This window comes from Amycolatopsis sp. NPDC004169 (assembly GCF_040610315.1).
Classification (GTDB): Bacteria; Actinomycetota; Actinomycetes; order Mycobacteriales; family Pseudonocardiaceae; genus Amycolatopsis.
In genome coordinates this window covers 41,063-66,746 of record NZ_JBEXMD010000020.1, presented here as the reverse complement: position 1 = coordinate 66,746, position 25,684 = coordinate 41,063, and the positions used below count along the sequence as shown (strand labels likewise).

At 74.0% G+C, this 25,684-nt stretch carries 22 protein-coding genes; 12 read left to right on the top strand and 10 right to left on the bottom strand.

Annotated features, from left to right (window positions below):
• Positions 1 to 40: 40 nt before the first annotated feature.
• Positions 41 to 1,162, bottom strand: coding sequence for an LLM class flavin-dependent oxidoreductase (locus ABZX11_RS25810; RefSeq protein ID WP_354917275.1), 1,122 nt, complete (start codon positions 1,160 to 1,162; stop codon positions 41 to 43).
• 120 nt (positions 1,163 to 1,282) lie between these two features.
• Here ABZX11_RS25810 and ABZX11_RS25805 point away from each other — a divergent pair, with 120 nt between their 5' ends.
• Together ABZX11_RS25805 and ABZX11_RS25800 are read left to right on the top strand one after the other, a co-directional pair.
• Positions 1,283 to 2,413, top strand: coding sequence for an LLM class flavin-dependent oxidoreductase (locus ABZX11_RS25805; RefSeq protein ID WP_354917272.1), 1,131 nt, complete (start codon positions 1,283 to 1,285; stop codon positions 2,411 to 2,413).
• 47 nt (positions 2,414 to 2,460) lie between these two features.
• The gene (locus ABZX11_RS25800; protein ID WP_354917269.1) at positions 2,461 to 2,928 is read left to right on the top strand and encodes a winged helix-turn-helix domain-containing protein; all 468 of its coding nucleotides are present in this window, start codon (positions 2,461 to 2,463) and stop codon (positions 2,926 to 2,928) included.
• Between the two features lie 527 nt (positions 2,929 to 3,455).
• Here ABZX11_RS25800 and ABZX11_RS25795 read toward each other — a convergent pair.
• Positions 3,456 to 5,294, bottom strand: coding sequence for a cellulase family glycosylhydrolase (locus tag ABZX11_RS25795; RefSeq protein WP_354917523.1), 1,839 nt, complete (start codon positions 5,292 to 5,294; stop codon positions 3,456 to 3,458).
• A gap of 199 nt (positions 5,295 to 5,493) precedes the next feature.
• Complete coding sequence (locus ABZX11_RS25790; protein ID WP_354917266.1) at positions 5,494 to 6,153, bottom strand: helix-turn-helix domain-containing protein; 660 nt, start codon at positions 6,151 to 6,153, stop codon at positions 5,494 to 5,496.
• Positions 6,154 to 6,274: 121 nt separating this feature from the next.
• Between ABZX11_RS25790 and ABZX11_RS25785 the strand changes: the two genes are divergently transcribed.
• Genes ABZX11_RS25785 through ABZX11_RS25760 form a run of 6 tightly spaced genes read left to right on the top strand, consistent with a single transcriptional unit; the run spans position 6,275 to position 11,890 of the window.
• The gene (locus ABZX11_RS25785; RefSeq protein ID WP_354917263.1) at positions 6,275 to 7,135 is read left to right on the top strand and encodes a 3-hydroxybutyryl-CoA dehydrogenase; all 861 of its coding nucleotides are present in this window, start codon (positions 6,275 to 6,277) and stop codon (positions 7,133 to 7,135) included.
• Positions 7,132 to 7,419, top strand: coding sequence for a hypothetical protein (locus ABZX11_RS25780; protein WP_354917260.1), 288 nt, complete (start codon positions 7,132 to 7,134; stop codon positions 7,417 to 7,419). Before ABZX11_RS25785 ends, ABZX11_RS25780 begins: the two co-directional genes overlap by 4 nt.
• A gap of 47 nt (positions 7,420 to 7,466) precedes the next feature.
• Positions 7,467 to 7,793 carry a multidrug efflux SMR transporter gene (locus ABZX11_RS25775; RefSeq protein WP_354917257.1) on the top strand — a complete coding sequence of 109 codons (327 nt, stop codon included), beginning with the start codon at positions 7,467 to 7,469 and terminating at the stop codon, positions 7,791 to 7,793.
• Positions 7,783 to 8,304, top strand: a complete 522-nt coding sequence (locus ABZX11_RS25770; protein WP_354917254.1) for a TetR family transcriptional regulator — start codon at positions 7,783 to 7,785, stop codon at positions 8,302 to 8,304. Before ABZX11_RS25775 ends, ABZX11_RS25770 begins: the two co-directional genes overlap by 11 nt.
• Before the next feature lie 19 nt (positions 8,305 to 8,323).
• A complete protein-coding gene (locus ABZX11_RS25765) occupies positions 8,324 to 9,004 on the top strand; it encodes an SGNH/GDSL hydrolase family protein (RefSeq protein ID WP_354917251.1) in 681 nt (226 codons plus the stop codon).
• A 42-nt stretch (positions 9,005 to 9,046) separates the two neighbouring features.
• A complete protein-coding gene (locus ABZX11_RS25760; RefSeq protein WP_354917248.1) occupies positions 9,047 to 11,890 on the top strand; it encodes a BTAD domain-containing putative transcriptional regulator in 2,844 nt (947 codons plus the stop codon).
• Positions 11,891 to 12,018: 128 nt separating this feature from the next.
• On the opposite strand, the gene ABZX11_RS25755 is transcribed toward ABZX11_RS25760, so the two are convergent.
• From ABZX11_RS25755 to ABZX11_RS25740, 4 genes are all read right to left on the bottom strand, one after another.
• Positions 12,019 to 13,287 (bottom strand): nucleotide disphospho-sugar-binding domain-containing protein, encoded by a 1,269-nt coding sequence (locus tag ABZX11_RS25755; RefSeq protein ID WP_176176875.1) that lies wholly within the window; start codon positions 13,285 to 13,287, stop codon positions 12,019 to 12,021.
• A gap of 228 nt (positions 13,288 to 13,515) precedes the next feature.
• Positions 13,516 to 14,223, bottom strand: coding sequence for a class I SAM-dependent methyltransferase (locus tag ABZX11_RS25750; protein WP_254897525.1), 708 nt, complete (start codon positions 14,221 to 14,223; stop codon positions 13,516 to 13,518).
• 187 nt (positions 14,224 to 14,410) lie between these two features.
• The gene (locus ABZX11_RS25745; RefSeq protein ID WP_354917245.1) at positions 14,411 to 15,652 is read right to left on the bottom strand and encodes a helix-turn-helix domain-containing protein; all 1,242 of its coding nucleotides are present in this window, start codon (positions 15,650 to 15,652) and stop codon (positions 14,411 to 14,413) included.
• A 489-nt stretch (positions 15,653 to 16,141) separates the two neighbouring features.
• Positions 16,142 to 19,273, bottom strand: a complete 3,132-nt coding sequence (locus tag ABZX11_RS25740; RefSeq protein ID WP_354917242.1) for a tetratricopeptide repeat protein — start codon at positions 19,271 to 19,273, stop codon at positions 16,142 to 16,144.
• A 280-nt stretch (positions 19,274 to 19,553) separates the two neighbouring features.
• Between ABZX11_RS25740 and ABZX11_RS25735 the strand changes: the two genes are divergently transcribed.
• Both ABZX11_RS25735 and ABZX11_RS25730 read left to right on the top strand, forming a co-directional pair.
• Positions 19,554 to 20,708, top strand: coding sequence for an alpha/beta hydrolase fold domain-containing protein (locus ABZX11_RS25735; protein ID WP_354917239.1), 1,155 nt, complete (start codon positions 19,554 to 19,556; stop codon positions 20,706 to 20,708).
• A gap of 34 nt (positions 20,709 to 20,742) precedes the next feature.
• Positions 20,743 to 21,213, top strand: coding sequence for a MarR family winged helix-turn-helix transcriptional regulator (locus ABZX11_RS25730; protein WP_176176870.1), 471 nt, complete (start codon positions 20,743 to 20,745; stop codon positions 21,211 to 21,213).
• Between the two features lie 40 nt (positions 21,214 to 21,253).
• Here ABZX11_RS25730 and ABZX11_RS25725 read toward each other — a convergent pair whose 3' ends face one another.
• From ABZX11_RS25725 to ABZX11_RS25715, 3 genes are all read right to left on the bottom strand, one after another.
• Positions 21,254 to 21,487: a hypothetical protein gene (locus ABZX11_RS25725; RefSeq protein ID WP_176176869.1), complete on the bottom strand. Its 234-nt coding sequence runs from the start codon at positions 21,485 to 21,487 to the stop codon at positions 21,254 to 21,256.
• A 134-nt stretch (positions 21,488 to 21,621) separates the two neighbouring features.
• Positions 21,622 to 22,290 carry a Rieske (2Fe-2S) protein gene (locus ABZX11_RS25720; RefSeq protein ID WP_354917236.1) on the bottom strand — a complete coding sequence of 223 codons (669 nt, stop codon included), beginning with the start codon at positions 22,288 to 22,290 and terminating at the stop codon, positions 21,622 to 21,624.
• Complete coding sequence (locus ABZX11_RS25715) at positions 22,287 to 22,868, bottom strand: RNA polymerase sigma factor (protein WP_176176867.1); 582 nt, start codon at positions 22,866 to 22,868, stop codon at positions 22,287 to 22,289. Before ABZX11_RS25715 ends, ABZX11_RS25720 begins: the two co-directional genes overlap by 4 nt.
• 111 nt (positions 22,869 to 22,979) lie before the next feature.
• Here ABZX11_RS25715 and ABZX11_RS25710 point away from each other — a divergent pair, with 111 nt between their 5' ends.
• Together ABZX11_RS25710 and ABZX11_RS25705 are read left to right on the top strand one after the other, a co-directional pair.
• Entirely contained in the window at positions 22,980 to 24,476 is a 1,497-nt protein-coding gene (locus ABZX11_RS25710) for a haloperoxidase (protein ID WP_354917232.1), read from the top strand.
• On the top strand, positions 24,380 to 25,522 hold the full coding sequence (locus ABZX11_RS25705; protein WP_354917520.1) for a cytochrome P450: 1,143 nt from the start codon (positions 24,380 to 24,382) through the stop codon (positions 25,520 to 25,522). Before ABZX11_RS25710 ends, ABZX11_RS25705 begins: the two co-directional genes overlap by 97 nt.
• The last annotated feature ends 162 nt before the right edge of the window (positions 25,523 to 25,684 follow it).

Genomic DNA, 25,684 nt, shown 5'->3' with positions numbered 1-25,684 from the left:
GCCAGCACGTCCACAGGGCGGAACGGCGGCCGCCGTCCGGTCAGTGGCCGCTCGCCGCGTCCGCGACGGTCCGGCCGTGCACCGCCGGGCGGCCGCCGTACGGGTCGTCGCCGGTCCACAGTGTCGTCGGCGCGGCCTTGCGCACGACCGGCACGACCTCCGAGGCGAACCGTTCCAGCATGTCCAGCTGCTGCTCGTGCGGGATCATCGTCGGCAGGCTGAACGACTGCAGGTCGTGGCCGTAGGCGTCGTGCCACCACAGGATCTTCTCGGCGATCTGCTGCGGGCTCCCGACGAGCACCGGCCCGCGCTTGATGGCGTCGTCGACGGTCGGGAACTCCATCGGGTTGCCGGGCGTGTGGTTGCCCGGCTGGTTGAAGTACTCGACGATCTTCTCGTAGGTCGGGCCGAACGCTTCCCGCGCTTCCTGCGTCGTGTCGGCCAGGTACAGGAACCCCGCTCCGGCGCCGACGAACGCCAGGCGCGGATCGTGACCGTGCTCGGCGTAGTGCTTCCGGTAGTGCTCGATCAGCACGGTGTACCGGTCCCGCGGCTGCAGGGCGTTGGCCGAGAACAGCGGGTCGCCCCACTTCGCCGCCAGCTCGGCCGACGTCAGCGTGGTGGCCGAGCCGTGCCAGACGCGGGGCGCGCCCGCGAACGGCCGCGGCAGGCTCGTCACCGACGTCAGCGGACCGCGGAACCGGCCCGACCAGGTGACGTCCTCCTCGCGCCAGAGCCGCCGCAGCAGTTCGTACTTCTCGGCGAGCGCGTCCCACTGGTCGCCGTTCTCGATGCCGAACATCGGCAGCTGGCGCAGCTCGTTGCCCTTGCCGATCACCAGTTCCAGCCGTCCGCGGGACAGCTGGTCGACGGTGGCGTAGTCCTCGGCCACCCGCAGCGGGTCGTGGATCGACAGCACCGAGACCCCGGTCTGGATGCGCACCCGGCTCGTCGTCGCGGCGATCGCGCCGAGCAGCACGGTGACACCGCTGCTCAGGAAGTGCCCGGCGTGCCGTTCGCCGAGCGCGACGGCGTCGAACCCGAATTCCTCCGCGTAGCGCGCCGACGTCAGCGCCTGCGCGAAGCGCTCGTCGGTGCGCACCCGGCGACCGGTGACCGGGTTCGTCAGGTGGGGCAGGATGTCCAGGACCTGGAGTCTCATCCCGCGAGTATCACCGGACGGCGACGCCGGGCCGGACGAGTCCACATCCTGAGCACCCGTGCGGCCCCGGCGGGGTGCGGGCTACCTGTGGACCACCCGCTCCGGAAGAAGAGAGCCGCCATGCCTGACGTCCCGCTGTCGGTGCTCGACCTCGTCCCGGTCAGCTCCGGGTCCGACGTGGCCGAAGCCGTGCGCAACACCGTCGACCTCGCCCGGCAGGCCGAAAGCTTCGGCTACCACCGCTACTGGTTCGCCGAGCACCACCTCAACCCGGGCGTCGCCGGCGCTTCGCCGCCGGTGCTGATCGCCCTCGTGGCCGGCGCCACCTCGCGGATCCGGCTCGGCTCGGCGGGCGTCCAGCTCGCCCACCGGACGCCGCTGGCCGTCGTCGAGGAGTTCGGCCTGCTCGAGGCCCTCCACCCCGGCCGGCTGGACCTGGGCCTCGGCCGCAGCGGCAAGCAGCTCGTCCGCGAATACGCCGCTGCCGCCGCCCGGCCGCCGGAGGCCGCGCGCCGGGTCGATGGCCTGCTCATCCCGCCGAAGCCCGACTTCGGGCGCCTGGCGCGGTCCCCGCGACTAGGGTTGACCTTCAAGTTGCTGCAGCAGCCCGGGGCGGAGTCCCCCGACTACAGCGAGCAGGTCGACGACATCCTCGCGCTGCTCGCCGGCACCTACCGGTCCCCGGAAGGCCTGGAGGCGCACGCCGTCCCGGGCGAAGGCGCGCGGCCGGAGGTCTGGATCCTCGGCAGCAGCGGCGGGCAGAGCGCCGCCGTGGCGGGCCGCCATTCCCTGCGGTTCGCCGCGAACTACCACGTGAGCCCGTCCAGCGTGCTGGAAGCCGTCGACGCCTACCGGCGGGAGTTCCGCGCCTCGGAAGCGCTGGAGCGGCCGTACGTGGCCGTGTCGGCGGACGTCGTCGTGGCCGAAGACGACGACACCGCGCGCGAACTGGCCGCCGGCTACGGGCTCTGGGTCCGCAGCATCCGGCGGGCCGAGGGCGCGATCCCGTTCCCGGCCCCGGCCGAAGCCGCGGCCCACCGGTGGACCGACGAAGACCGCGCCCTGGTCGCCGACCGCGTCGAGACGCAGTTCGCCGGCTCCCCGGAGACCGTGACGGCCGGCCTGCGGCGGCTGCAGGAGGCCACCGGCGCCGACGAGCTCGTGATCACCACCATCACGCACCGGCACGCCGACCGGGTCCGGTCGTACGAATTGCTGGCCTCGCAGTGGCAGTCAAGCCGTTTCACCTGACGAGCGCATTACCGCTCCGCCGGTCCTGGCCCCGACAATCCGGCGGTATGACGACCTCGGCGGAACGACGAGCGACCGACGTGATCCACGTCGGCATCCGGATCGACCTCACCGGCCGCGCGGTCGACGCCGACGCGCTCGCCTCCCGGCTGGCCACCGCGCTCGGCGGCGTGGACGTCGTCACCGTGGAGCGCCGCAACCACCTGAGCCTGGTCCCGGACCCGGTGCTGCACATCGAAACCGGCCCCCGGCGCGTGCTCCTGCTGGGCCGCCCGGTCCCGTTGACCCGGCTGGAGTTCGACCTGCTGCGCTTCCTGAGCGCACACCCGGACCGGGTGTTCACCCGGTCCGCGCTGAAGACCGCGCTGTGGCCGAGACAGGACGGCGGCGACCGCACGGTCGACGTCCACGTGCGCAAACTGCGAGCCAAGCTGGAACCGCACCTGGACCCGATCACCACGGTCCGGGGCGTCGGTTACCGCTTCGAGGGATCGGCACCGGTCACGCTCTCGTGAGCCGGCCGGCATCCGGGTGCACGCTCCGCCGAGGCCGGGCGGTAGGAGCACCGGGATCCGGTGTGCACGGTGCCCCGCAAGTGGGTTCCGATCGCCGGGTCGGCGGCGCTGATCCGGACCAGTGCGCGGCGGATCGCCTTTCCCGCCGCGACCCGCGCTCGCTCCGCGGCGTCGGCGAACAGGCGGGACCGGCCGCACCGAGTTCGCGGAAACCCGGGAGACCTTCGGCCTGGTCTTCGTCGGTGCGGGCACCACAAGCATCCAGCCGCACGAACAGCGGACCGCGGCCGGGGCGGAGGTGCTGCGGGACCGGCTGCGGCACGCCCTCGCGAGGTGCGACGGGTTCTTCCGGGTCAGCGGCCCAGCGGCCGCGCGAGCCGGGGTGCTGAACCGGTGCTTCGCCGTGGAGGCACCGACCCGCTGAACCGGCCCGGCCGGCTCTTCTCGGACGCGGGGACGACGGGCTCCGGGTGGACGGCGATGGTCGCTTCGCCGCCCACCCGGCGCCGGCTCGGGTTCGAACTGCGTCAGGACCGGCAGAACAGCGCGTCCGGCGTCCGGCTCGAACCGATCCGGCCGGTGTAAGCGACGCCGGCGACGTACTCCCCCGGTGCGCACTGCCCCTTGTAGTTCCCGGTCGCGAAGTCGCCTCCGGGGTCGCCGGCCGGGCGGTTGTCGCCGCGGTCGAACCACACCGTTCGGCCCGTGCGGCCCAGGGGTGTCGCCGACCTGCCGCACAACACCGCCGAGAAGGCCGCGCCCTGGACGCTGTAGCCGACGACCGCGTGGTCGGGCGGGCACTGCGTTTTCGTGTAGCCGGACGCCCAATCGGTGTCGACGTGGGTCTCGTCGCGGACGACCACGTACCCGGTGGGCGCGGCGAGCGTTCCGGTGCACAGGCCGCGGTTGCCGGTGTGCGCCAGGCCGGCGAGCCGCCGCCCGTCCGGGCAGACGCCCTTGCGGGCGCCGGAATTCCAGTCGGGCAGCGCGCGGACCTGGCGTGACTCCTGGAAGTCGGCGTAGTCGAGGTTCAGCATCGACCAGTGCGCCGCGTCGTCCGGGATCGGCCCGGTCCGCGACGGTGCGGAAATCAGCCGCTGCCAGGCCGGGCCGCGCCAGTCGGTGCCGTCCAGGACGTCGATGCGGTGGCCCGCCGAGTCGTATTCGAGCAACGCCCAGCCGTCGCCGGAACCGTTGGCCTGGAAGCCGACCGCGGGCCAGTAGGCGAAGTCCGTGTCCGTCTCGGCCAGGTAGTTCACGAAGGTCTCGAAGAACGTGCGCGATGCCGGATCGGTGGTGTTGCGGCCTTCGCCGAACTCGCTGATCCACAGCGGCGCGGTGTAGTGCTTCCAGGTGTCGGCGGAGACGAAGAACGCCTGCCGGTACAACGTGTCCCGCAGGTCCTGGGGTGACAGGTCGCGGTAGCGCGGGTCGTGCGTTTCGCCGATGCCGGTCGCGCCGGAGTGGTTGGGGCCGGTGTAGCCGTAGAAGTGCGCCGAATAGACGAGCTTGCCGGAGTCCACCAGCGTGTGCGACAGCGTCCGGGCGGGCTCCAGGGTCGGCCTGCCGTGCGCGAAGCCGTCGATCGGCAGCCCGGTCCAGTTGATGCCCTCGACGAAGATCAGCAGGTCCCGGTTGGCTTCGGTGAGGATGCGGTCGGCGACCTGCTGGCTCGCGCGCTGCCAGTCGGTGCCGTTGCCCCAGCCCCAGTTGGGGTCGTCGAAGGCGTTGCGGCGGACCTCGTTGTACAGGTCGGCGCCGGCGACCCGCTTGTTCGCGGCGTAGCGGCGCGCCATGAACAGCCAGTCGTCCTGCCACTGCTGCTCGCTCTGCGCGGTGTTCCAGCGTTCGTTGCCGTCGAGGCCGCAGCACCAGCGCGAGGTCGTGGTGTGGTTGTTGAGGATGACGGCGAACCCGCGTGCGGTCAGCCGGTCGACGACGCGGTCGTAGACCTGCAGCGGCGTCAGGCCGTGCAGGTCCGGGTTGGCGGCCAGGTCCGGGACGGGCCGGGTGTCGTGGATCATCGCGTTGGAGAACTGCAGCCGGACGCTGTTGAGGCCGAGCTGCGCGAGCCCGTCGACGACGGTGTCGATCGACGCGCGGTCGAGCCCGAGCGGGGTCTGGTAGGCGATCTCGCCGGCGTGGTGGTTCGCCGGGTCGTTGACGTCGCCGGAACCGGTCCACGTGCCGCTCGCGCCGTGCCAGTTGGCGGCCTTCAGCTTGAAGCGATCGCCGTGCGCGTCGACGATGTACCGGCCGCGGGTGCTGAGCGGCCCGGTCCAGGACGGCGGGTCGGCGGCGGCCCGGCTGACGGGCACGGCGAGACCGGCGGTGGCGAGCAGGACGGTGAGCAGCACACCCGAGATCCTCACGCCGGGAAGTCAACCAACTCACGGACCGCCGGATAAGAGCCGTTGGTATCCATTCGCCCAGCGGCTGTTCGCGCCGGCCGGATCGCCGGGCGATCCGGCCGTGGTGTGTCAGGAGCCGGCCGGCCGGACCTCGGCGCGCGAGTGCGGCATCGGGCGGTGTCTTCCCGTGGTCGTGACGGCTCCCCCGAGCGCGCTACCCGGAGCCGAGCAACCGGTGCAGCTCGGGCAGCACGGTGTCGAGGTCCTTGCTCGTCCGGACGACCACAATGGACGCTCCGGCGTCCTCGCGGGAGCGGTTGAACAGGTCGACGGTCTCGGTCATCGCCGCGTCGAACTCGGCTTCCGGGTCGTCCGACCGGCCGCGCAGCCACCGGCGCAGCACGTGGTTGTGCGCGCTCACCACGGCGCCGGCCATCAGCTCCGCGCGCAACGCCGTGTCCGCGCCACCCCCCATCCAGCCGTGCAGGAAGCGGCGGAAGAGCCGTTGGTACTGCTGGACCCCGGCGATCTCGCGGTCGCGCAGGGCCGGGACGCTGCGCGTCAGCCGGTAGCGGGTCACCGCCCGCTCCCCCTCGGCGAGGTAGTGGCGCAGGACCAGCCGGGCCGCCTCGGTGACCGCGATCAGCGCGGTGCGGTCGGTCGAACCGGCCAGGCGGGTTTCGATGGCCCCGAGGAGGACTTCGTGGTCCGGGAAGATCACGTCCTCCTTCGTCCGGAAGGTGCGGAAGAAGGTCGTGCGGCCGACGCCGGCCCGGTCGGTGATGTCGTCGACCGTGGTCTGCTCGTAGCCGCGCTCGGCGAACAGCGCGAACGCCGCTTCGGTCAGGCGCTCCTTGGCCGGCTTCGCCGCCATACCCCGCTCCCCTTCTCCCGGTCCGCAGCCTAGTGCGTGGCGCGCGTCATATCCGCCCGAACGGTCTTCAGCTACCTGCCGGTACTGAGTACCGTTCATATGATACCGAGTACCGGAGAGGATGGCGGCGATGGAACGCGTTGGCGTGGTCGGGTGCGGGCAGATGGGCGCGGGCATCGCCGAGGTGTGCGCCCGGGCCGGGCTCGACGTCGTGGTCGTGGAGGCCGATCCCGCCGGTGCGGACGCCGGACGCGGCCGGCTCGAAGCCTCGCTGGCCCGCGCGGAGAGTAAGGGCAAGATCCCCGACGCCGCCGAGGTGCTGCGCCGGATCCGGGTCACCGAGTCGCTCGACGACCTGGCCGACCGCACCTTCGTCGTGGAAGCCATCGTCGAAGACGAGACGGTGAAGGCGGACCTGTTCCGGCAGCTGGACAAGATCGTGGCCGCGCCGGACGCGGTGCTGGCGTCGAACACCTCGTCCATCCCGATCATGAAGCTCGGCACCGCCACCGAACGGCCCGCCCAGGTCGTCGGCGTGCACTTCTTCAACCCCGTGCCGGTGCTGCCGCTGGTCGAACTCGTGCCGAGCCTGCTGACCACCGAAGCCACCGTCGAGCGCGCCCGGACCTTCGCCCAGGACGCGCTCGGCAAGCAGGCCATCCTCAGCCAGGACCGGGCCGGGTTCGTGGTCAACGCGCTGCTGATCCCGTTCATCCTCGCGGCGATCCGGATGTTCGAGTCCGGCTTCGCGAGCCGCGAAGCCATCGACGAGGGCCTGGTCCGCGGCGCCGCCCACCCGCAGGGCCCGCTCGCGCTCGCCGACCTGATCGGCCTCGACACGACCAAGGCCGTCGCCGAATCGCTGTACGAAGAGTTCAAGGAGCCGCTGTACGCGCCGCCGCCGCTGCTCGCCCGCATGGTCGACGCCGGCCTGCTCGGCCGCAAGACCGGCCGCGGCTTCTACACCTACGGCCGGTCATGAGCGAGTGCCAGTGCCTCTGCGCCCCGGCCGGCCACCAGCCCCAGCTCTGCACGGGGACGGCGGAGTTCGGGAAAACGGTCCGGCTGCCGGGCAGCCCGGCGACGGCGTTGGTACCGGCGTGCGCCCCCTGCCACCAGGCGGCGGGCGCCAAACCGGGGTTTCCGGGCCGCACCGTCGGGAATCCACCGCCTCGGCGGCTCGGCGAGCGCGACCGGGACGCCGCCGCGCTCGCCCGGCCCGGGCGGCGGTCCGCGCGGTGGCCCAAGGCCAACGGCTCGGAGTAGGCGGCGCTGCCCAACTTCTGGAGCGATCGCTCAGGTAGTCTGGTGGCATGTGGTTCTGGCTGGCCGGTGCGATCGTCTCCGAGGTGACCGGCACCCTGGCGCTCCGCTTCTCCGACGGGTTCTCCAAACCCTGGCCCTCGCTCGTCGTCGTCCTCGGCTACGGCGTCGCCTTCTACTCGCTGTCGCAAGCACTGGCCAAGGGGGTCCCGGTCGGCGTCGCCTACGGGATCTGGTCCGCCGTCGGGGTCGCCTTGATCGCGCTCATCGGCGCGGTGTTCCTCGGCGAATCGCTCACCTGGGTCCAGGTCGGCGGGATCGGCCTGCTCATCCTCGGCGTGCTGGCCCTGGAGCTCGGCAAGTCCCATGCCACCTGAAATCGCCGACGGCAGGCTCCGCAAAGGCGCCGCCCGGCGCGAAACGCTGCTCGCGGCGACCCTGCGCGTGGTCGGGCGGTCCGGGGTCGCCGCCGTGTCGCAGCGGACGGTCGCCGCCGAAGCCGGCGTGCCGCCCAGCGCCGTGCTCTACTACTTCGCCTCCGTCGACGACCTGCTGGTGACGGCCCTGCGCGAGGTCAACGAACGCTATTGCGCGGAACTCGCCGCCATCGGAGACATCGACGGCCTGACCGCCCACGTCGTCCGGTACGCCGAGCAGGACCGGTTCCTGCTGATCGCCGAGTACGAACTGTGGCTGCTCGCCGCCCGCCGCGACGACCTCTGCGACGAGCTGACCGGCTGGGACAGCGTCGTGCAGGACCTGGCCGTCCGCCTCGCCGCGCGTCGCCCCGACAGCCTGGCCGCCGCGCTCAACGGGCTCTACCTCCGGGCCGCGCTCACGGGAGTCGACGCTGCCACGGTCCGCGAGGTCCTCGAGAATGCACTCTGAAAGATCAGGAGGGCCAGACTTGAGCCGGACGTGGTCGGGACGGTTGCTCGACGTCGCCGCCGCCGTGCTGCCCGGCGTGCGCCGGGTGCGCGGGCAGAAGGAGTCCTTCGCGCGGGCGTGGGAGGACGCCAACCGCGCGGCGCTCGCGTCGGACCGGCCGCTCTGGGTGGCGCTCGGCGACTCGATGACCCAGGGCATCGGCGCGGCGAGCGTCGAGGGCGGGTGGGTACCCCGGCTGAACGCGCTTCTCGGCGAACCGTTCGCGGTGGTCAACCTTTCCGCGTCCGGCGCCCGGGTGGCCGACGTTCTCGAGCACCAGCTTCCCCGGATGCGCGCCCTGTCCGCGTCGCCGGTGCTGGTGACGGTCCTCGTCGGAGCCAACGACATGCTCACCCGGGGCCGCCGCCGCGCGGTCCCGGACCGGTTCGGCCGGGTGCTGGAGCAGCTGCCGCCGGGCCGGTCCGTCGTGGCCACGCTGCCGAGGCGGAACGCGGCGGCCCGGGCGGCCAACGCACTGATCGACGCCGCGGCCGGCGACGGCCGGGTGCACGTAGCCGAGCTGCGCGGGCCGGCGCTGAGCCCGATCCGCGGCAGCCTGGCCGACGACTGGTTCCACCCGAACGACGTCGGCTACGCCCGGATCGCCGGCCTCTTCGAAGCCCCCGTGCGCGCGGCGGCCCGTCTCGGCGGCCCGGTCTAGGGCACCTCGGCCGCGGCGTCCCGGCGTGGGAAACTGCCGGCCATGCAGTTCCGCCTGCTCGGCTCCGTCGAAGTGCTCGGCGATGACGGCGCGCCCGTCGCGCTGCCGGGGGCCAGGGCGCGGGCCATCCTGGCCATGCTGCTGATCTCCCGGCCGGATGTGGTCTCCTCCGGCCGGTTGTTCGCCACCGGGCAGTCCGCAAAGGATCCCGTGAACGCGCTGCACGTCCAGATCGCGAAGCTGCGCGCCGCCTTGCCGGAGCCGCGGCTGGTTTCCGAACGCGGGGGCTACCGGCTGCTCACCCGGGACGGCGAGGTCGATGCCGACGTGTTCGCCGAGGCCTGCGCGACGGGACACGAGCTGGCGCGGCAGGGCGATCCGGCGGGCGCGGTCACCGTGCTGCGCGAGGCGCTCGCACGGTGGCGGCAGCCGGTCGGCTACGACTTCGCCGACGTCTGGCGGGCCCGGCTCCAAGAGCTGCGCCTGGCCGCGCTGGACACCGTGCTCGACGCGGAACTGACTCTCGGCCGGCATCGGGAGCTGGTGCCGGAGCTCGCCGGGCTCGTCGCGGCACACCCGTTGCGGGAACGGTTCGCGGAACTGCTGATGCGCGCCCTGCACCGCGGTGGCCGCCGTCCGGAAGCGCTGGCCGTCTTCGATGACCTGCGGCGGCGGCTGGCCGACGAGCTGGGCACGGACCCCGGGCCCGGCACGGCCGCGCTGCACCTGGCGATCCTGCGCGACGAGCCCGGAGCGCCGGGTGGCAACCTGCCGCACCCGGTCGGGATCCTGTTCGGACGGGACGCCGACCTCGGCGGCGCCGGGCGGCTGCTCGCCGAACGGCGCCTGGTCACCCTGACCGGGCCGGGCGGGGTGGGCAAGACGCGGGCCGCCCGCGAGCTCGGGCACCGGCTGCGCGGCCGGTTCCCCGACGGCGTCTGGCTGGCCGAGCTGGCTTCCGTCGCCCGCGACGGCAGCGTGCTCGACGCGCTCGCGGCGACGCTGCTGGACGGCGAGCCCGCGGCACCCGCCCGCGACCGGCTGCTCGCCCACCTCCGCGACCGGGAAGTCCTGCTGGTGCTGGACAACTGCGAGCACGTCGTCGAGGACGCCGCCGCGGCCGCGGAGCTGCTGCTCGGGCAGTGCCCGCGGCTCACCGTGCTGGCCACCAGCCGCGAACCGCTGAACATCGAGGGCGAGCGCCCGGTTCCGCTGGCGCCGCTCGCCCTGCCGGACGCGATCCGGCTGTTCCGCGACCGCGCACCCGGTGTCCGGGACGGCGACGCCGCCGTGGGCCGGCTCTGCGCCCGGCTCGACGCGCTGCCGCTCGTGCTGGAACTGGCCGCGGCGGGCACCCGGCTGTTCTCCCTCGGCGAGATCGAAGCCCGGCTCGACGACCTCGCGAACGCCTCCCGGCGCGCGCCGGCCCGGCACCACTCGGTCCGCGCCCTGCTCGACTGGAGCCACGCGCTGCTGTCGGAGGCCGAACGCCGGGTGTTCGCCGGGCTTTCGGTCTTCCGGGACGGCTGCACCTTCGCCGACGCCGAACGCGTGTGCGGCGCCACCGCCGGCGTGCTCGCGGCGCTGGTGGACAAGTCACTGGTGGTCGCCGGCCACGACGGCCGGTTCCGGCTGCTGGAGACCGTCCGCGGCTACGCGGCGTCCACCATGGACACCACCGTGTTCCACGACCGGCACGCCGAGGTCCGGATCGCGTTCGGCCGGGAGGTCTACGCCGGGCTGTCCTCCCCGCGGCAGCAGGAACTGCCGGCCCGCTTCCTCGCCGAGCTCCCCAACGTGCGGGCGGTGACGACCTGGCTGCTGCGACGCGGCGACGGGCCCCGCGCGCTCGTGCTGCAGGGCCTGCTCGGCTACCTCTGGTACGTGTGCGGGCGCGAGGCGGAAGGCGCGCGGTGGCTCGGCCGGGCCGTCGGCTGCTTCGACGCCGGCCCGCGGTCCGGGTGCGACGGACCGCTCGCCGTGGCGCTGGCCTGGCACAGCTACCTCGGCCGGGCGTCCGGGGTGCTGCCCGATCCGTGGGCGCCGGCGGAGCGGGTGCGCGCGCTCTACCGCACCACGACGGACCGCGACGGCGTCCGCATCGCCCTGCCGGCGGTCGCGGCGGTGGCCGTGCAACTGCGCCCGGGCACCGAGGCGCGGGCCTGCCTCGACGAAGCCGAAGAGGTCATGGCGGAGTTCGACCACCCGTGGCTGCGCGCGATCCTGGACGCGGTGTGGTCCGAGCAGCACCGCCGCGAGGGCAACCTCGCGGCCGCCGTGGCCGCGGCGGAGGCGAACCTGCGGTACTTCGAGGGCATCGACGACCGGTTCGGCGTCGTCTTCTCCCACCTGCGGCTCGGGGACGCCGAAGAGCAGGCCGGCCACCGCGCCCGCGCCCGCGCGCGGTGGGCGCGGGCCCGGGAGGTCGCGCGAGCCGGGCAAGCGCCGGTCAAACGGGGGTACGCCGAGCTGCGCCTCGCCTACCTGGACCTCGACGACGATCTCCCGGCGGCGGTCGCGGCGCTCGACCGGATCCGGGCGGAGGCGGCCGCCCTCGCCGCGGCCGACCTCGGCGCCGCGGCCGCGAACCTGCTCGGGCTGGCCCACGTCCGCCGTCGCGACGAAACCGGTGCGGTGACGTGCTTCCTCGAGGCAGTGGCGGCCGAGCGGGCGCTGCCGATCCGCACCGCGGTGGCCGCCGCGCACCTCACCGCGTTGGCGGGTCCCCGGTGGAAGCCGCCGGCGGAGGAGGCGGTGGGGCGGATCCCCGACCCGCTGCACCGCGCCGCGCTCGGCGTGCTGCTCGGGCAACTGACCGGAGTGGACGACCTCGGGCGACCGCTGCCAGGTGGGCCGGTCTGCACACCGCTCGCCGCCCTCGTCTGACCGCGCTCGGCGTGCCACCCGCACGCGGCGTGCCGCTCCACCAACCGACCGGAATGACCCACCTCAGGCGACCGCTGCCAGGCGGGCCGGGCTGCACACCGCTCGCCGCCCCCATCCGACCGCATGCGTCACACCCGCACGCGAGCCAGTCCTTCGACGTGGTCGGCGCACAACTCTCCCGCGTCGAGCCCGCGGTACTCCGCAGCCAGCTCCCCCGCCCGCCGCCGGTGGGACTCGCCGTCCAGCAGCTTGCGCACCGCCGTCTTCAGTGCCTTCTCCGACGGGGTCGCCGTGCGCAGGTTGAGGCCCGCGCCGGACCGCTCGACCCGGGCGGCAACCTCGGGCTTGTCTTCGGTCGCCCCGGCGACGACGAGCGGCACGCCCTGGGCCAGGGCCAGCTGCACCCCGCCGAAGCCGCCGTTGGTCACCATCGCGGACAGTTCCGGCAGCAGCCGGTCGTAGGGCAGGAACGGGGCGGTGAACGCGTTGCCGGGCAACGGGCCGAGCTCGTGCGCGCCGGTGCTCGCCACGACGGTGACGTCTTCGTCCGCCAGCGCGCGGATGGCGGGCCGCACGAGCTGTCCCAGGTCCGTGTCCGCGACCGTGCCCTGGGTGACGTGCACGATCGGGCGGCCCGCGGCGATCATCCGGTCCCACCACTCCGGCAGCTCCGTCGCCGGCGCCGGGTCGACCAGCGCCCCGACGAACTTCACCTGCGGCGGCAGCTGCTCGCGCGGGTGTTCCAGCCCGGCGACACCGTTCTGGAGGTGCAGGTGCGGCGAGACCCCGGACAGCCCGCGTTCCCCGGCCGGCAGGCCGAGCCCGGCGAGGATCCGGTCGCGGTGGTCGTACACCGGCTTGAAGACGACGTCGTCCAGCAGCCGGCGCACCACGCCGTTGCGCAGGCGGGCGAGCGCCCCGCGCCGGTACCGGAGCCCGGGCCCGAACGGCGGGACCTCCGGCGCCGGCAGCATCAGCGGCGTGACCCCGACGCTGACCGCGCGCGGGCCGCCCAGTTGCTCGAGCACCGCGGCGCCGACGTGGGCGGCGTCGTGCAGCACCAGGTCCGCCTGCCGCCGGCCGAGCTCCCGGCGCAGGTCCGCGACCTGCGCCGGAATGGGTTCCAGGAACACCGAACGCATGTCGTAGCGCAGTTTCGCGATCCCGTTGAGCCGGGTGCGCTCCGGAAAGAGCTCATCGACGTTGCGGCCCCGGTGGTCGATGGCCGGGTCCATGGCCACGAATTCCGCACCGGTGGCGCGGATCCGCTCCGCGAACACCTCACCGGAGCACCACCGCACCCGGTGCCCCCGCGCGGCGAGGGTGCGGGCGATGGGCAGCAGGGGGCCGACGTGGCCGGGCACGGGCATGGTCGCGAAGAGCAGGTCCAAAGGCATGCGGCACAGCCAACCAGTGCCCCCTTTCCGGATCCTGTCCGCCTCGCGACGAGGTGGACAGCGGGGTGCACCGGGACCGGCCGGCCGCGGGGCTCAGCCGGTTCCGGTCCACGCGGAACGGGTCGGTTCCTCGCACGTCGAGGTGTTCTCGACGGTGAAGTCGAACCGCAGGCCGCGCGCCAAGGCCTTCGGGCGGTGCGGATCGGCGGGCCGGTCGCGCGGAGGCGGCTATCCGGTGATCCGGACGACCACCTGCTCGTCGGCGTAGGAATACCCCTCGTAGCTCACGGAAATCCCGGTGCGGTCGAGGTACTCCCGCCACGCCCGGTACTCGTGCTCCTGCCAGCCGGGGAAGTTGAAGAACTCGTCGAACACCAGCACCGAGCCCGGGCGCAGGCGCGGGCCGACCAGGTCCAGGACGGTCTTCGTCGAGCTGTAGAGGTCCGCGTCGACGTGGACGAAGTCGACCGGTCCCGGGTGGGCGGCCAGGAAACCGGGCAGGGTGTCGGAAAACCAGCCGACGACCAGTTCGGCTCCGGCGACCTCGGGCCGGTTCTCGACGCTGAACGTCCCCGCCGGGAAGTCGATGCGCCAGTCTTCGGGCAGGCCCTGGAAGGAGTCGAAGCCGAAGACACCGCCGGAAGCCCGTGCGGCGGCGATGATTTTCAGGGTGGCGCCGGTGTAGACGCCGAACTCGAGCGCCATGCCCCCGGTGGGCGCGAGCGAGAGGGCGTGTTCGAGCGTGCCCTGCGGGTGGTCGAACCGCGGTGCGTCGGGCATGTGGGACCGGACGAACTCGGCCGACTCGAGGGCGGCCCGGCGGTCGGCGGCGTAGACGACGTCGCGCCGGGTCCGGATCTCGAACTCGATGAGCCGGTCGTAGATCCGCCGGTTCTCGGCCCGCAGCTCGGCGAGTTCCCGGTGCTGCCGCACCATCAGCGGTGTGACGGCTTCGGTCACGGTGTCTCTCAACCGCACCCGGATCGGTTGCAGCAGGCGCTGGCGCCAGGACGCACGCATCGCAGCGGGATTCCTCTCCTCGGAGGCTGCGGAGTGTAGGACATCGGCGGGGGCCTGACGCAGTGATCGATCGACAAAACTCCGGTGCGCACTCAGCGTTCTCTCAGGAAGGTGAAGTCCGCCGCAGCGCCGTGGCGCGGAGCACCATCTCCATGGTGAAGCGGGTCTTCGGGTCGTGGAGGCGGTCGCCGAAGACCTGCTCGAGCTGGCGCAGGCGGTAGCGGACGGTCTGCGGGTGCACCACCAGCTCGGCCGCGATCTTCGGGACCTTGCCGCCGTGGCCCAGCCACGACAGCAGCGTCTCGGCCAGCCGCAGCCGCGTGGCCTCCGGGAACCCGGCCAGCGGACCGAGTTCGTGCCGGGCGAGCTGGTCGACGAGGTCCTCGTCCGACAGCAGCCACAGGGTCGTCAGGTGCTCGGCGCACCAGGTGATCCGGGTCCCGGGCAGCACCTCCGCCGCCACGAGCCGTTCGGCCGCGCGGGCCCAGCGCAGCGAGTTCGCCGCCTTGTCCAGCGGGGTCGGCGGCCCGACCACGATCCGCACCCCGAGCTCGGCGGCGATGTGCTGCAGGCGCTCGCGCTCGACGGGGGCCGGCAGGAGCAGGTGCGGGTGCGGCAGCTCCAGGTTGCTCAGCACGTCCGGTCCCCACGAGGCCACCGCGGCCCGGCTCACGGGGGTGTGCGGCTCGACCGCCACCGCGAGCACGGTGTCGGGCAGCGGCCACCCGACGGCCCGCGCGGCGTCGGCGATCACTTCGGCCGGGACGGCCGGCCGCTCGAGGACCAGCTGCAGCAGCCGGCGGCGCAGGCCCTCGCGGGCGCCTTCCAGCTCGATCTGGGCTTCGCGGTGGCCCTGGAACGACATCTTCGCGAGCTCGTCGGCGTAGCCGAACAGCATTTCGCCCAGCCGCCCCATGGCCATCGACGACAGGTGGTGGCGCTGCCCGAGCCGCATGATCCCCTGCCAGGCGACCCGGGAACCCACGCGGTACGCGGCGTGGAGGTCGTCCAGGGTGCGGCCCGCGCGCGCTTCGAGGGCACCGAGCCGGCGGCACGTCTCGTGCAGCTTGTCCCGCGTGGTCGACGGGTCCTCGATCAGGTCCACGAACTGCCGGACGGCACAGTCGACGCCCTCACGGGTCACGTGGTTGTACCGGCCCTCGTCCGGCCGGGCGTAGACCGGCACCGCCCGCCGGACCTCGCGGACGATCCGGTCCACCAGCTGGGGCAGCGCCGGCCGCATCAGCCCGGCGAGCTCGTGCGCCTGAGCCGGTCTTCGGAGATCGTCGTCGGCCGGGCGCCGGGCGGCGGTGGTGAGCTGGTGACCGTTGTGCCGGGGCGTCAAGCGTGTCCTCCACCTGTCGTGCTGGCCTTCCGAGCTTTACCCGGCAGTAAAGCAGCGGTCGCGGAGGAGGGGACACCGCCAAGGGGCGGCATTTTTCTCAACCGATCAAGAGCGTGACACCGCCACGGGGCGACCGGCTGCCGCGGACCGGCGCCGCCAGCGGGAAGCCGTCGGATCCGAGTGTCCACATCGGACTTCCTGTCACCCGGTGGCACGCTCGGTGAGCAGCTACGCGGTGAACCGCCCGGCCGACCTCGGCGAACCGGCCTCGGTCCATCCGGTCGGCGGGCCGCGGCGTCACCGGCGTCCACCAGAGCCGCACCAAGGACTACTGCGCCGACGGCGATCCCCTCTGCCAGTTCCTCGGCGCGAACATCCTGGCCCACTTCAGCCACGGCGGCGACGCGGCCGAGTTCGCGGCCGGTCAGCTCTGAGCTGCGGTCCTCTGTGGACCACCAGATCCAGTCCACAGAGGACGCCAGCGAGCTTTCACCCTGGTTCGCGGAGGTGTTCCCGCACCTCGGCGGCGTCCGGCATCCCCAGCGCCTCGTAGATCGGGAGGGCCTCCGCCCACCTACGGCGGGCCTCGGCGGCCGCGCCCTCTCTCGCGTGCGCGGCCGCCATCCCGTCGAGCGAGTGCGCCTCCTGCTCGCGGTCCTCGATGGCCCGGGCGTGCGTCAGGGCCTGCTGGTGGTAGCCGAGCGCTTCGGTGGTCCGGCCGGCCGCGCACGCGACCCGGCCCTGCCCGTTCAGCGCCGTGCATTCGAGCCGCCGGTCGCCGAGCTTGGCGGCCAGGGTCTGGGCCTGCTGGTGCGCGTCGCCCGCTTCGGGGTACCGGTCCATGCGTTCGTACGCCGTGCCCAGGTTGACCAGCACCTCCGTTTCACCGACCGGGTCGCCGATCTCCGAAAACACGGCGAGGGCCTCGTGGTGGTGTTCGAGCGCTTCGGCGTGCCTGCCCCACCGCGAAGCGATCCGGCCGAGGTCGGTGTGCGCGACGGCTTCGGCCGCGCGGTCGCCGATGTCGTGCAGGATCCGCAGCGCCCGCTCGTGGTGGTCGTGGGCCTCGGTCAGCCGGCCGCGGCTCTGCAGGGCGTTGCCGAGGTCGTTGAGGATGCGGCCCTGGCCGACGCGCTGGCCGGTCTCCGCGTAGATCGCGGCGGCCTGCCGGTAGCACGTCACCGCCTCCTCGTGGCGTCCCAGGATGTGCTGCACCTGCCCGATGCTGGCCAGCGCGACGGCTTCCTGGCCGCGGTCGCCGATCTCCCGGCCGATCGCCAGCGCCCGGCCGTAGAGGGCCAAAGCCTCGTGGTGGCGGCGGACGCGGCCTTCGTTGTGCCCCAGCGCGATCAGCGTCCGCACCTCCCCGGCGCGGTCCCCCAGCTGCCGGAACAGCCCCAGCGCGCGCCGGTAGTGGTCGTCGGCGTCCCCGTAGGCACCGGACCGGGCGTGCGAGCGGCCGAGTTCCAGCAGGCCGCGCGCCTGCCCGGCCGGGTCGCCGAGCCGCTCGGCCGCCCAGAGCGCGCGCTGGTGCACCGAGAACGCGTCGGCGTTGTGGTAGCCGACGCTCAGGTACTCGTCGATCGCCCGTGCCAGCTCGACCGCGTACCCGGCGAGCTCGCCGTCCGCGGTGCGCGTGATCGCCACGAGGGTGAGCCGTTCGGTGTCCAGCCACGCCTTCGCGGCGACCGACGACATCGATCCGGGCCGGTCCGGGCCGCCGTCGTCGCGCCGCCACCGGACGGTTTCCGGGAACAGCGCGTCCATCGCGGCCAGTGCACGGGCGAGGTAGTGCTCGTAGAGGTTCTTCAGCGCACGGCGCCGTTCGGGTTCGGCGAGCTGCCGCTGCGCGCGTTCGCGGGCGAAGGCGCGCAGCAGGTCGTGCATCGTCCAGCGGTCCGTGCCCGACGCCTCCACGAGGTGGGCGCCCTCCAGCACGCCGAGCAGCCGGCGGCCGTCGCGGGCGTCGGCACCGGCCAGCGCGGCGGCCGCTTCGCCGTCGGTGTCGCGGCCGGGGTGCAGGCCCAGCAACCAGAACAGGCGGTTCGCCGCGGGCGGCAGGTGCCGTTCCGACCAGGAGAACACCGCCCGCACGGCGGTTTCGGCGTCCGCCCCGGCGTCCAGCAGGTCCAGCCGGTGCCGCTCGTCGGCGAGGTCCTCGAGCCCGACCCGGCCGCGGCGGGCGACGAGCTCGGCGGCGACCCGCAGGGCCAGCGGCAGCCGGGCGCACTGGACGGCGAGGTCCGCGAGCTCCGCGGGCGCGGCGATCCGGTCGCCGACGAGCCGCCGGAGCAGCGCGACCGCTTCGCCGGGCGCCAGCACGTCCAGCGCGATCCGGCGGGCGCCGTCGCGGGCCACCAGCCCGGCGAGGTCGTCGCGGCTGGTGACGACCACCGCGCAGCCGGGCCCGGCGGGCAGCAGCGGGCGGACGTGCGCGGCGTCGCGGGCGTTGTCGAGCACGACCAGGACGCGCTTCCCGGCGGTCAGGCTCCGGTACAACGCGACCTGGGCCTGCAGCGTGTCGGGCTGCCGGTCGGCGGAGACGCCGAACGCGGTCAGCACCCCGCGCAGCGCCTCCCCGGCCGCCAGCACGCCGCCGGGGTCGAAGCCCTGCAGGTTGACGTAGAGCTGCCCGTCGGGGAACCGGGCGGCGACGCGGTGCGCCCAGCGCACGGCCAGCGCCGTCTTGCCCACGCCCGCCGTGCCGCAGATCGCGAGGACGACGACCTCGCCGTCGATCCCGGCGGCCGCGGCGTCGAGGGCGGCGAGTTCCGGCGCGCGCCCGGCGAAGCCGCCCACCGCGGGCGGCAGCTGGGCCGGCCGCGTCGCCACGGGCACGGGCCCTGTCGGCGCGGCCTGCAGCCGGGGGTCGTGCGCGAGGATGCGGTGCTGGATGGCGGTCAGCTCGGCGGACGGCTCCACGCCGGCGTGTTCGACCAGCTCGTGGCGGGCGCGCCGGAAGGCGTCCAGCGCGTCCGCCTGCCGGCCCGCGCGGTAGAGCGCGGTCATCAGCTGGCCCCACAGCCGCTCGTGCCCGGCGTGGGCCGCGGTCAGGTCCGTCAGCTCGGCGACGAGCTCCCCGCCCGCCCCGGCGGACAGGTCGGCGTCGACGCGGTCCTGGACGGCGTCGAGGCGTTCCCGCACCAGCCGGGTCCGCTCCAGCTCGAGGGCGGCGATCCCGTCGAACTCGTCGTAGGCCCGGCCGCGCCACAGGTCCAGCGCCGCCGTCAGCCGTTCGCGGGCGAGCAGGGCCGCGCCGCCGGTCAGCGCCGCGCGGCCGTCCCTGGCCAGCTTCCGGAACCGCACCGCGTCCACGGTGTCCGGTTCGAGCAGGACGTACCCCGGTGCCCGGGTGCCGATCAGCCCGGCGGCCGCCGGCAGCGCCCGCCGCAGCCGGGAAACGTAGGTCCGGACGGTCCGCTCGGCGTCCGGCGGCGGTTCGGGGCCCCAGAGCTCGGAGACGAACAGCGACACGCTCACCGGGCGGCCGGCGTGCGCCGCGAGCAGCGCCAGCATCGCCCGCAACCGCGGCCCGCCGGCGTCGAGCGGGCCGTCGCCGGCGTCGACCTCGAACGGACCCAGCACCCGGAGCTCGATGCCCGGCGCCTGCCGATCCGCCATCCCGGCCCTCCGCACCGCCCCGTTCCGCCGTGCTCAGGACGCGCCGGCCCGGCGCGGGGATACGCCGTTGCTCCGAACAGACCAGCCGGCCGCCCACACCGCCCGGCGACCCGATGAGCTTAGCGGCACCGCGGATCACCTTGCCAGGAGCGCAACCGCGTCGAATCGGGTCCACAGTGGACGCATCACCAGCACCGGCGGGAACCCGGGTCTGGCATTTAGTCACGATCTATGACTATCATGAATCTTGACCAACTGAGGGAGACCCGAGGAGCTGACGATGTCGGTCATCGAGCTGACCACGTTCACCGTGGCACCGGAGAACACCGAGGCGATGCTGGCCGCGCGCCCGGGCATGGTGGCCGCGTTCCGGGAGGACCGGCGCGGCTTCCTCGCCGCGCGCCTGGTCCGCCTCGACGAGCGGACCTGGCTGGACTTCGTCGAGTGGACCGACGACGCCGCCTGGGACGAGTCGAAGACCAAGGGCGCCAACCTGCCCGCGATCGGGGCTTTCTTCGCCACCATCGGCGGCCTGGTCGGCGCCGAGCGCGGCGTGCGGTACGACGACGCCGAAGACGGCACCCGGCGGGTCCGGACCGTCGCCTACGGCCCCGAGCCGTCCCAGGTCGGCGAGCTGTACCTGCCCGAAGGCGACGGCCCGTTCCCCGTCGTCGCCGTCCTCCACGGCGGCTACTGGACCGCCATGTGGGACCGCCGCCAGATCACCGACGTCGTCGACGACCTCGTCGGGCGGGGCTACGCGGTGTGGAACGTCGAGTACCGCCGGATCGGCGAGCCCGGTGGTGGCTGGCCGGGCACCTTCCTCGACGTCGCCGCGGCGATCGACGCCCTCGACGGCCTGGACCCCGCCCTCGACACCACCCGCGTCGTCCTCCTCGGCCACTCCGCCGGCGGGCACCTGGCCACCTGGGCCGCCCACCGCGGCGCGCTCCCGCCCGAAGCACCCGGCGCCCACCCGAAGATCACCCCGGTGGGCCTGGTCGAGCTGGCCGGCGCGCTCGACCTGCGTGCCGCGGACGCAGCGGGCTTCGGGAAGGTGCTCGCCGACCCGGACGCCGAGCCGCCGAAGGACGCGCCCGAACCGGCCCGGCCCGAGGTGTGGCCCGCGGTGGCCGACGCCGTCGGCGGCGGGATCGTGCCGCTGCTGGCCGCCGGGCACCACGCCTGGACGTCACCGCTGGAGCTGGCCGGCCCCGGCGTCCCGGTGCTCGCCGTCCACGGCACCGCCGACGAAGCCGTGCCCGCCGAGTGGAGCCGCCGCTACGCGGAGAAGGTGACCGCCGAGGGCGGCACGGCCCGCTACCTCGAGGTCGAGGGCGGCACCCACTTCGACGTCGTCCACCCCGGGCACCCGGTCTGGGCGGAGATCGCCGGGTGGATCCGGGAAACCGTCACCGGGCGGGCTGATCGTTAGGCTGTCCGCGGAAGGCGACGGCGAGGAGCGGCGGATGGTGACCCGGGCGGAACGCAACGCGACGAACCCCGACCTGGGCGTGCTCGCGGGCCGGCTGCTGTTCGCGGTGCAGCGCGAGCTGTTCTCGACGCTGGCCGAGCGGGGCTTCGCCGACCTGAAGCCCCGCCACGGCGCGGTGCTGGCCTACCTCGACCCGGACGGCGTGCGGGCGACCGACCTGTCGAAGCTTTCCGGCCAGCACAAGCAGAACATCGGCATCCTCATCGACGAGCTGGAGTCGCTGGGCTACGTCCGCAGGCTCCCGGACCCGCGAGACCGCCGGGCGAAGCTGATCTGCCCGACCGACCGCGGGCTCGCCCAGATGCGCACGGCGGACGCGATCATGGCCGACATCCAGCGTCGCCACGCCGAACGGATGGGAGCCGCCGACTACGAGCGGTTCAAGCGCCGGTTGATCGACATCACCGAACACCAGCGCGCGCAGTTCGGCGCCGCCGAAGACTGAGCCGCGGCTCCTTTCCCCACAGCCGGATGCGCCGGCAACGCTATTCGCCGGAGAGTTTTCCTTCGACGGCCATCCCGGCGACCATTCCGCCGGCGACGATCAACGGCGCCACCGCGATCGCGGGCGGGAAGGCGATCGCGGCGGCCGTGGCCACCGCGCCTCCGGCGATGGCGCCGAGTCCCATTCCGGGACTGTCCCTGGTCTCGCTCACATCCGGCTTCGGCAGGCTCATCGGGCCGAATTCCATTTCCATGATCCATTTGTCGTCGCTCATGCCACCAGAATATCGCCGCGGAAACCGTTTTCCGGGGCTCCATCGGAGTGTTCGAACAGCGGTACCGACGGTGATTCACCGGCTGACCCGAGTCCCGCGACCCGGATTTCCCCGTGCCGCGGACCCCGCGACGGTCACGCACCCTCCGGCGGCACCAGGACTTCGACGACTCCCCCGGCCTCCCGCACCACCAGCTGCGGCAGCGGTGGCGGCGTCACCGGCAGCTGGTGCAGGAGGACCGCACCGTCGACGGCGAACGACGTCCGGTGGCACGGGCAGTTCAGCCGCCGGGCCGGGGCGTCGAGGTTCAGCCGGCAGCCGAGGTGGGTGCAAGTTGCCGACACCCCCTGCACCTCGCCGCCGGTGCGGCGCACGAAGCCGGCCACGGCGCCGAAGTCGAACGGCAGCACGCCGCCCTCGGGCAGGTCGTGGGCCGCGGCCACGGCCCGCCACCGCCCGTTCTCCGGCCGCAGGGTTTCCTCTTCCGGTGGCTCGGCTCCGGACGTCACCAGGTACTCGACGCCCGCGCCCGCCGCGGCCGCCACCGCGGCGGCCGAGGACACCTGGATGAACCGGCGCCGGGTGCCGCCCCGCTCCGGCGCCGGTTCCCCGAGTTCCCGCGCGAGCCGGCGGTGCAGCCCGGCCACGAACTCCTCGCTCGCCGCCGCGGCGCCGGGGCGGGCGGCGCGCAGCAGCACCGCGGTCCGCAGCTCGGCCTCGTCGCCCGGACCCGCCGCGAACGGGCGCGGCCGTCGCCGCCGCAGGAGGTCCTTGACGAACCGGCGGACGCCTCGAGTGCTCACGTCTCCATCCCTTCCGCCAGCTGGGCCGCCTGGCGCAACGCCCGGTGCTGCAGCACCTTCGCGTTGCCGACGGTGATGCCGAGCTGCTCCGCCGCTTCCTTGAGCGAACACGCCTGCAGGAAACGCAGCCGCAGGATCTTCGCGTGCCGCTCCGGCAGGAGCGCGAGGATCGCCTCGGCACGGGCGAGGGTGCCCGGGTCGACGGCGCCGGCTTCGAAGGCGGCGACGTCGTGCTCGTCGTCCAGGGTGGTGATCTCCCGGCCGAGCGTGCGCCGCCAGTGCCCGGCCAGCACGGTCCGCGCGGTGGCCAGCAGGTACGCCCGCACCTCGCCCACGCTCGCCGAAACGCGCAGCGGCCGCAACGCCGTCAGGAAGACCTCCGTCGTGAGGTCCTCGGCGTCGGGCCGGTTGCCCACCTTCGCAAACATCAGCCGGTGGACGCGGTCGACGTTGTCGCGGTAGACCGCCTCCCAGTCCGGGTAGACGTCCGGCCCGACCGCGTGCAGCCGCGGACGGGGCGCCGCGCCCGCTTCGTCCTGTTCGGCGCGCTTGCGCCGGAACCGCTGTGCCACCGGCACCGCCCGCCTTCTCCCCGCCGACCGTTCCCGCCACCGAGGGATACGCGCCCGGGTTACGCCGTAACCCGTGACCGTATCGGCAAGCGACCCCTCCGACGACCTGGGAGCGCCATGACCACCACCTCGATGTCGCGCCGGACGCTGCTCGTGACCGGCGGCGCGGCCGCCGCCGCGCTCGCCACCACCGGCCTGCCCGGTCCGGCCACCGCGGCGCCCGCGCGGGCCGGCGGCGCGGACGTCGTCCTCGCCTGGAACCGGCAGCTGCTGGCCATCGTGCGCACGGCGGGCCTGCAGCCGGCCACCGTGCACCCGACCCGCAGCTTCGCCCTGCTGCACGCGGCCATCCACGACGCCGTCGTCGCCACGACCGGCACCGGACGGCCCTACCTGTTCACCGTCGACGTCCCGGACCGGGCGGCGCCCGAAGCCGCCGCGGCGCAGGCGGCCCACGACGTCCTGGCCGCGCTCTACCCCACCCGGGCCGGCGCGCCGGCGGACCTGCTGGCCGGGCAGCTGGCCGGCGTGACGCCGCCGGCCGCGCGGGAGGCCGGTACCCGGGCCGGGCGGCTCGTCGCCCGGCTGCTGCTGGGCCTGCGGGCCGACGACGGGTCGGCGGCGGTCCCGCCGGTGCTGCCGCCGGGCACCGCACCCGGGCAGTACCGGCCGACCCCGCCGGCGTTCGCCCCCGCCGTGTTCACCCACTGGGCCGCGGTGACGCCGTTCGTGCTCGACCGGGCCGCGCAGTTCCGGCCCGGCCCGTACCCTTCGCCGGGCAGCGCCCGCTACGCGCGTGCCCTGGCCGAAGTGGCCGCGGCCGGCCGCGACACCAGCACGACCCGCACCGCCGACGAGACCGTGCAGGCGCGGTTCTGGGCCGCGCCGATCTGGAACTACTGGAACGAGATCGCCCAGTCGGTCGTCGGCGGCTCGCGCAGCGGCCTGCTCGTGGCGGCCCGGGTGTTCGCGCGGCTCAACCTGAGCTTCGCCGACGCCGTGATCGCCTTCTACGACGCGAAGTACCACTACCGGATCTGGCGCCCGATCACCGCGATCCGGCTGGCCGCCGCGGACGGCAACCCGGCCACCGACGGCACCCCGGACTGGTCGGGCCTGGCGACCACCCCGGCCGACCCGGCGTACCCCGGCGCGCACAGCGTCATCGCGCAGGCGGGGGCGCTGGTCCTGCGCCGGGAGTACGGTCCGCGGTGGCCGTTGGCCGTCACCTCCGAAGCGCTGCCCGGCGTGGTCGGCGGTTCCCGTCGTTCCAGGGCGCCGCCGAAGAAGCCGGCCTCAGCCGGATCGCGGCCGGCGTCCACACCCGGCTCGACCACGAAGCCGGCCGGCAGCTCGGCCACGACGTCGCCGGGTTCGTCCTCCGCTCGTGATCACTCCATTGTGGACATTTCGGGGTCCCGGGGAGGAGCCGCCGTTGGGCGGTATTCGCCGCTGCCCGGGTGCGCCACGATGTGCCGATGGACGTCCAGCCCGTCCCCTACCCCTTCGGGGACGCCGTGGCCCTGCGGCTGCACCCGCGGTTCGCCCGGTTGCGGAAGGCCGGCGCACCGGTCCGCGTCACGATGCCCTACGGCGGCGACGCCTGGCTGGTGACGGGCTACGAGCAGACCCGGTTCGTGCTGTCGGACCCGCGGTTCTCGCGGGCCGCCGCGGCCGGGGCGGACGTGCCGCGCGGCCGTCCCGGCCTCGAACCGGCGGGCAACCTGCTGGCCATGGACCCGCCGGAGCACCACCGGATCCGGGCGCTGGTGGGCACGGCGTTCACCGCCCGCCGGGTCGAGCTGCTCCAGCCGCGGATCCAGGCCATCGCCGACACGCTCCTCGACGGCGTCGCACCGCCGGCGGACTTCGCGGCGGCGGTGACGTGGGAGCTGCCCGTGCTGGTGATCTGCGAACTGCTCGGCGTACCGGCGGAGCAGCGCCGGTTGGTGCGTGAGTGCACCGAAACGCTGGTCGCCTCGGACGTGACACCCGAGGACGTCACACGGGCACGCGGAAAGCTGGCGGGCGCACTGCAGACGCTGATCGCGCAGCGCCGGGAGCAACCGGCCGACGACCTGCTGACCGCGCTCGTCGCCGCCCGCGACGAAGACGACCGCTTGACCGACCGCGAACTGCTCATGCTCGGCGTGGCCCTGCTGACCGGCGGCCACGAGACGACGGCGAACCTGGCCGGCAGCTTCCTGGTCGAGCTGCTGTCCGACCGCGACCGCTGGACGACGCTCGTCGCCCGGCCCGAGCTGATCCCGGCCGCGGTGGAGGAACTGCTGCGCTACGTCCCGCTGTCGACGGTCGCGGACTTCGCGCGGATCGCCCGGGAGGACCTCTCGCTCGGCGGCCAGATCATCCGGGCGGGCGACGCGGTCCTGGTCCAGCTGGATGCGGCCAACCGCGACGAAGAGGTGTTCCCCTCGGCCGCCGAGCTGGACTTCAGTCGCGCGGTCAACCACCACCTCGCGTTCGGCTACGGCGTGCACCACTGCCTCGGCGCCCCGCTGGCCCGGCTGGAGCTGCGCATCCTGCTGTCGACCCTGGTGCGCCGGCTGCCGGGGCTGCGCCTGGCGATTCCGGCCGAAGGGATCGGCTGGCGTCGGGGCGGGTTGCTGCGGGGTGTCACCAGCCTGCCTGTCACGTGGTGACGCGCGCCCCGGTTGGATACCCGCTCACCACCCCTGTCATCGGTCAACGATTTGCGCTACGGTGACCTGGGAGCGCTCCCAGCCGCGTGGGCCGACCAGCCCGCGACGCCCAGTACGCACCCCTGCTCGCAAGGAGGCGACGCATGGCTCTACGTGCGCGAA

What these genes read in the sequence shown, in the direction of transcription:
- ABZX11_RS25810 (WP_354917275.1), bottom strand. Translation starts at nt 1,162, where the DNA reads ATGAGACTCCAGGTCCTGGACATCCTGCCCCACCTGACGAACCCGGTC.
- ABZX11_RS25805 (WP_354917272.1), top strand. Translation starts at nt 1,283, where the DNA reads ATGCCTGACGTCCCGCTGTCGGTGCTCGACCTCGTCCCGGTCAGCTCC.
- ABZX11_RS25800 (WP_354917269.1), top strand. Translation starts at nt 2,461, where the DNA reads ATGACGACCTCGGCGGAACGACGAGCGACCGACGTGATCCACGTCGGC.
- ABZX11_RS25790 (WP_354917266.1), bottom strand. Translation starts at nt 6,153, where the DNA reads ATGGCGGCGAAGCCGGCCAAGGAGCGCCTGACCGAAGCGGCGTTCGCG.
- ABZX11_RS25785 (WP_354917263.1), top strand. Translation starts at nt 6,275, where the DNA reads ATGGCGGCGATGGAACGCGTTGGCGTGGTCGGGTGCGGGCAGATGGGC.
- ABZX11_RS25780 (WP_354917260.1), top strand. Translation starts at nt 7,132, where the DNA reads ATGAGCGAGTGCCAGTGCCTCTGCGCCCCGGCCGGCCACCAGCCCCAG.
- ABZX11_RS25775 (WP_354917257.1), top strand. Translation starts at nt 7,467, where the DNA reads ATGTGGTTCTGGCTGGCCGGTGCGATCGTCTCCGAGGTGACCGGCACC.
- ABZX11_RS25770 (WP_354917254.1), top strand. Translation starts at nt 7,783, where the DNA reads ATGCCACCTGAAATCGCCGACGGCAGGCTCCGCAAAGGCGCCGCCCGG.
- ABZX11_RS25760 (WP_354917248.1), top strand. Translation starts at nt 9,047, where the DNA reads ATGCAGTTCCGCCTGCTCGGCTCCGTCGAAGTGCTCGGCGATGACGGC.
- ABZX11_RS25755 (WP_176176875.1), bottom strand. Translation starts at nt 13,287, where the DNA reads ATGCCTTTGGACCTGCTCTTCGCGACCATGCCCGTGCCCGGCCACGTC.
- ABZX11_RS25750 (WP_254897525.1), bottom strand. Translation starts at nt 14,223, where the DNA reads ATGGTGCGGCAGCACCGGGAACTCGCCGAGCTGCGGGCCGAGAACCGG.
- ABZX11_RS25740 (WP_354917242.1), bottom strand. Translation starts at nt 19,273, where the DNA reads ATGGCGGATCGGCAGGCGCCGGGCATCGAGCTCCGGGTGCTGGGTCCG.
- ABZX11_RS25735 (WP_354917239.1), top strand. Translation starts at nt 19,554, where the DNA reads ATGTCGGTCATCGAGCTGACCACGTTCACCGTGGCACCGGAGAACACC.
- ABZX11_RS25730 (WP_176176870.1), top strand. Translation starts at nt 20,743, where the DNA reads ATGGTGACCCGGGCGGAACGCAACGCGACGAACCCCGACCTGGGCGTG.
- ABZX11_RS25725 (WP_176176869.1), bottom strand. Translation starts at nt 21,487, where the DNA reads ATGAGCGACGACAAATGGATCATGGAAATGGAATTCGGCCCGATGAGC.
- ABZX11_RS25710 (WP_354917232.1), top strand. Translation starts at nt 22,980, where the DNA reads ATGACCACCACCTCGATGTCGCGCCGGACGCTGCTCGTGACCGGCGGC.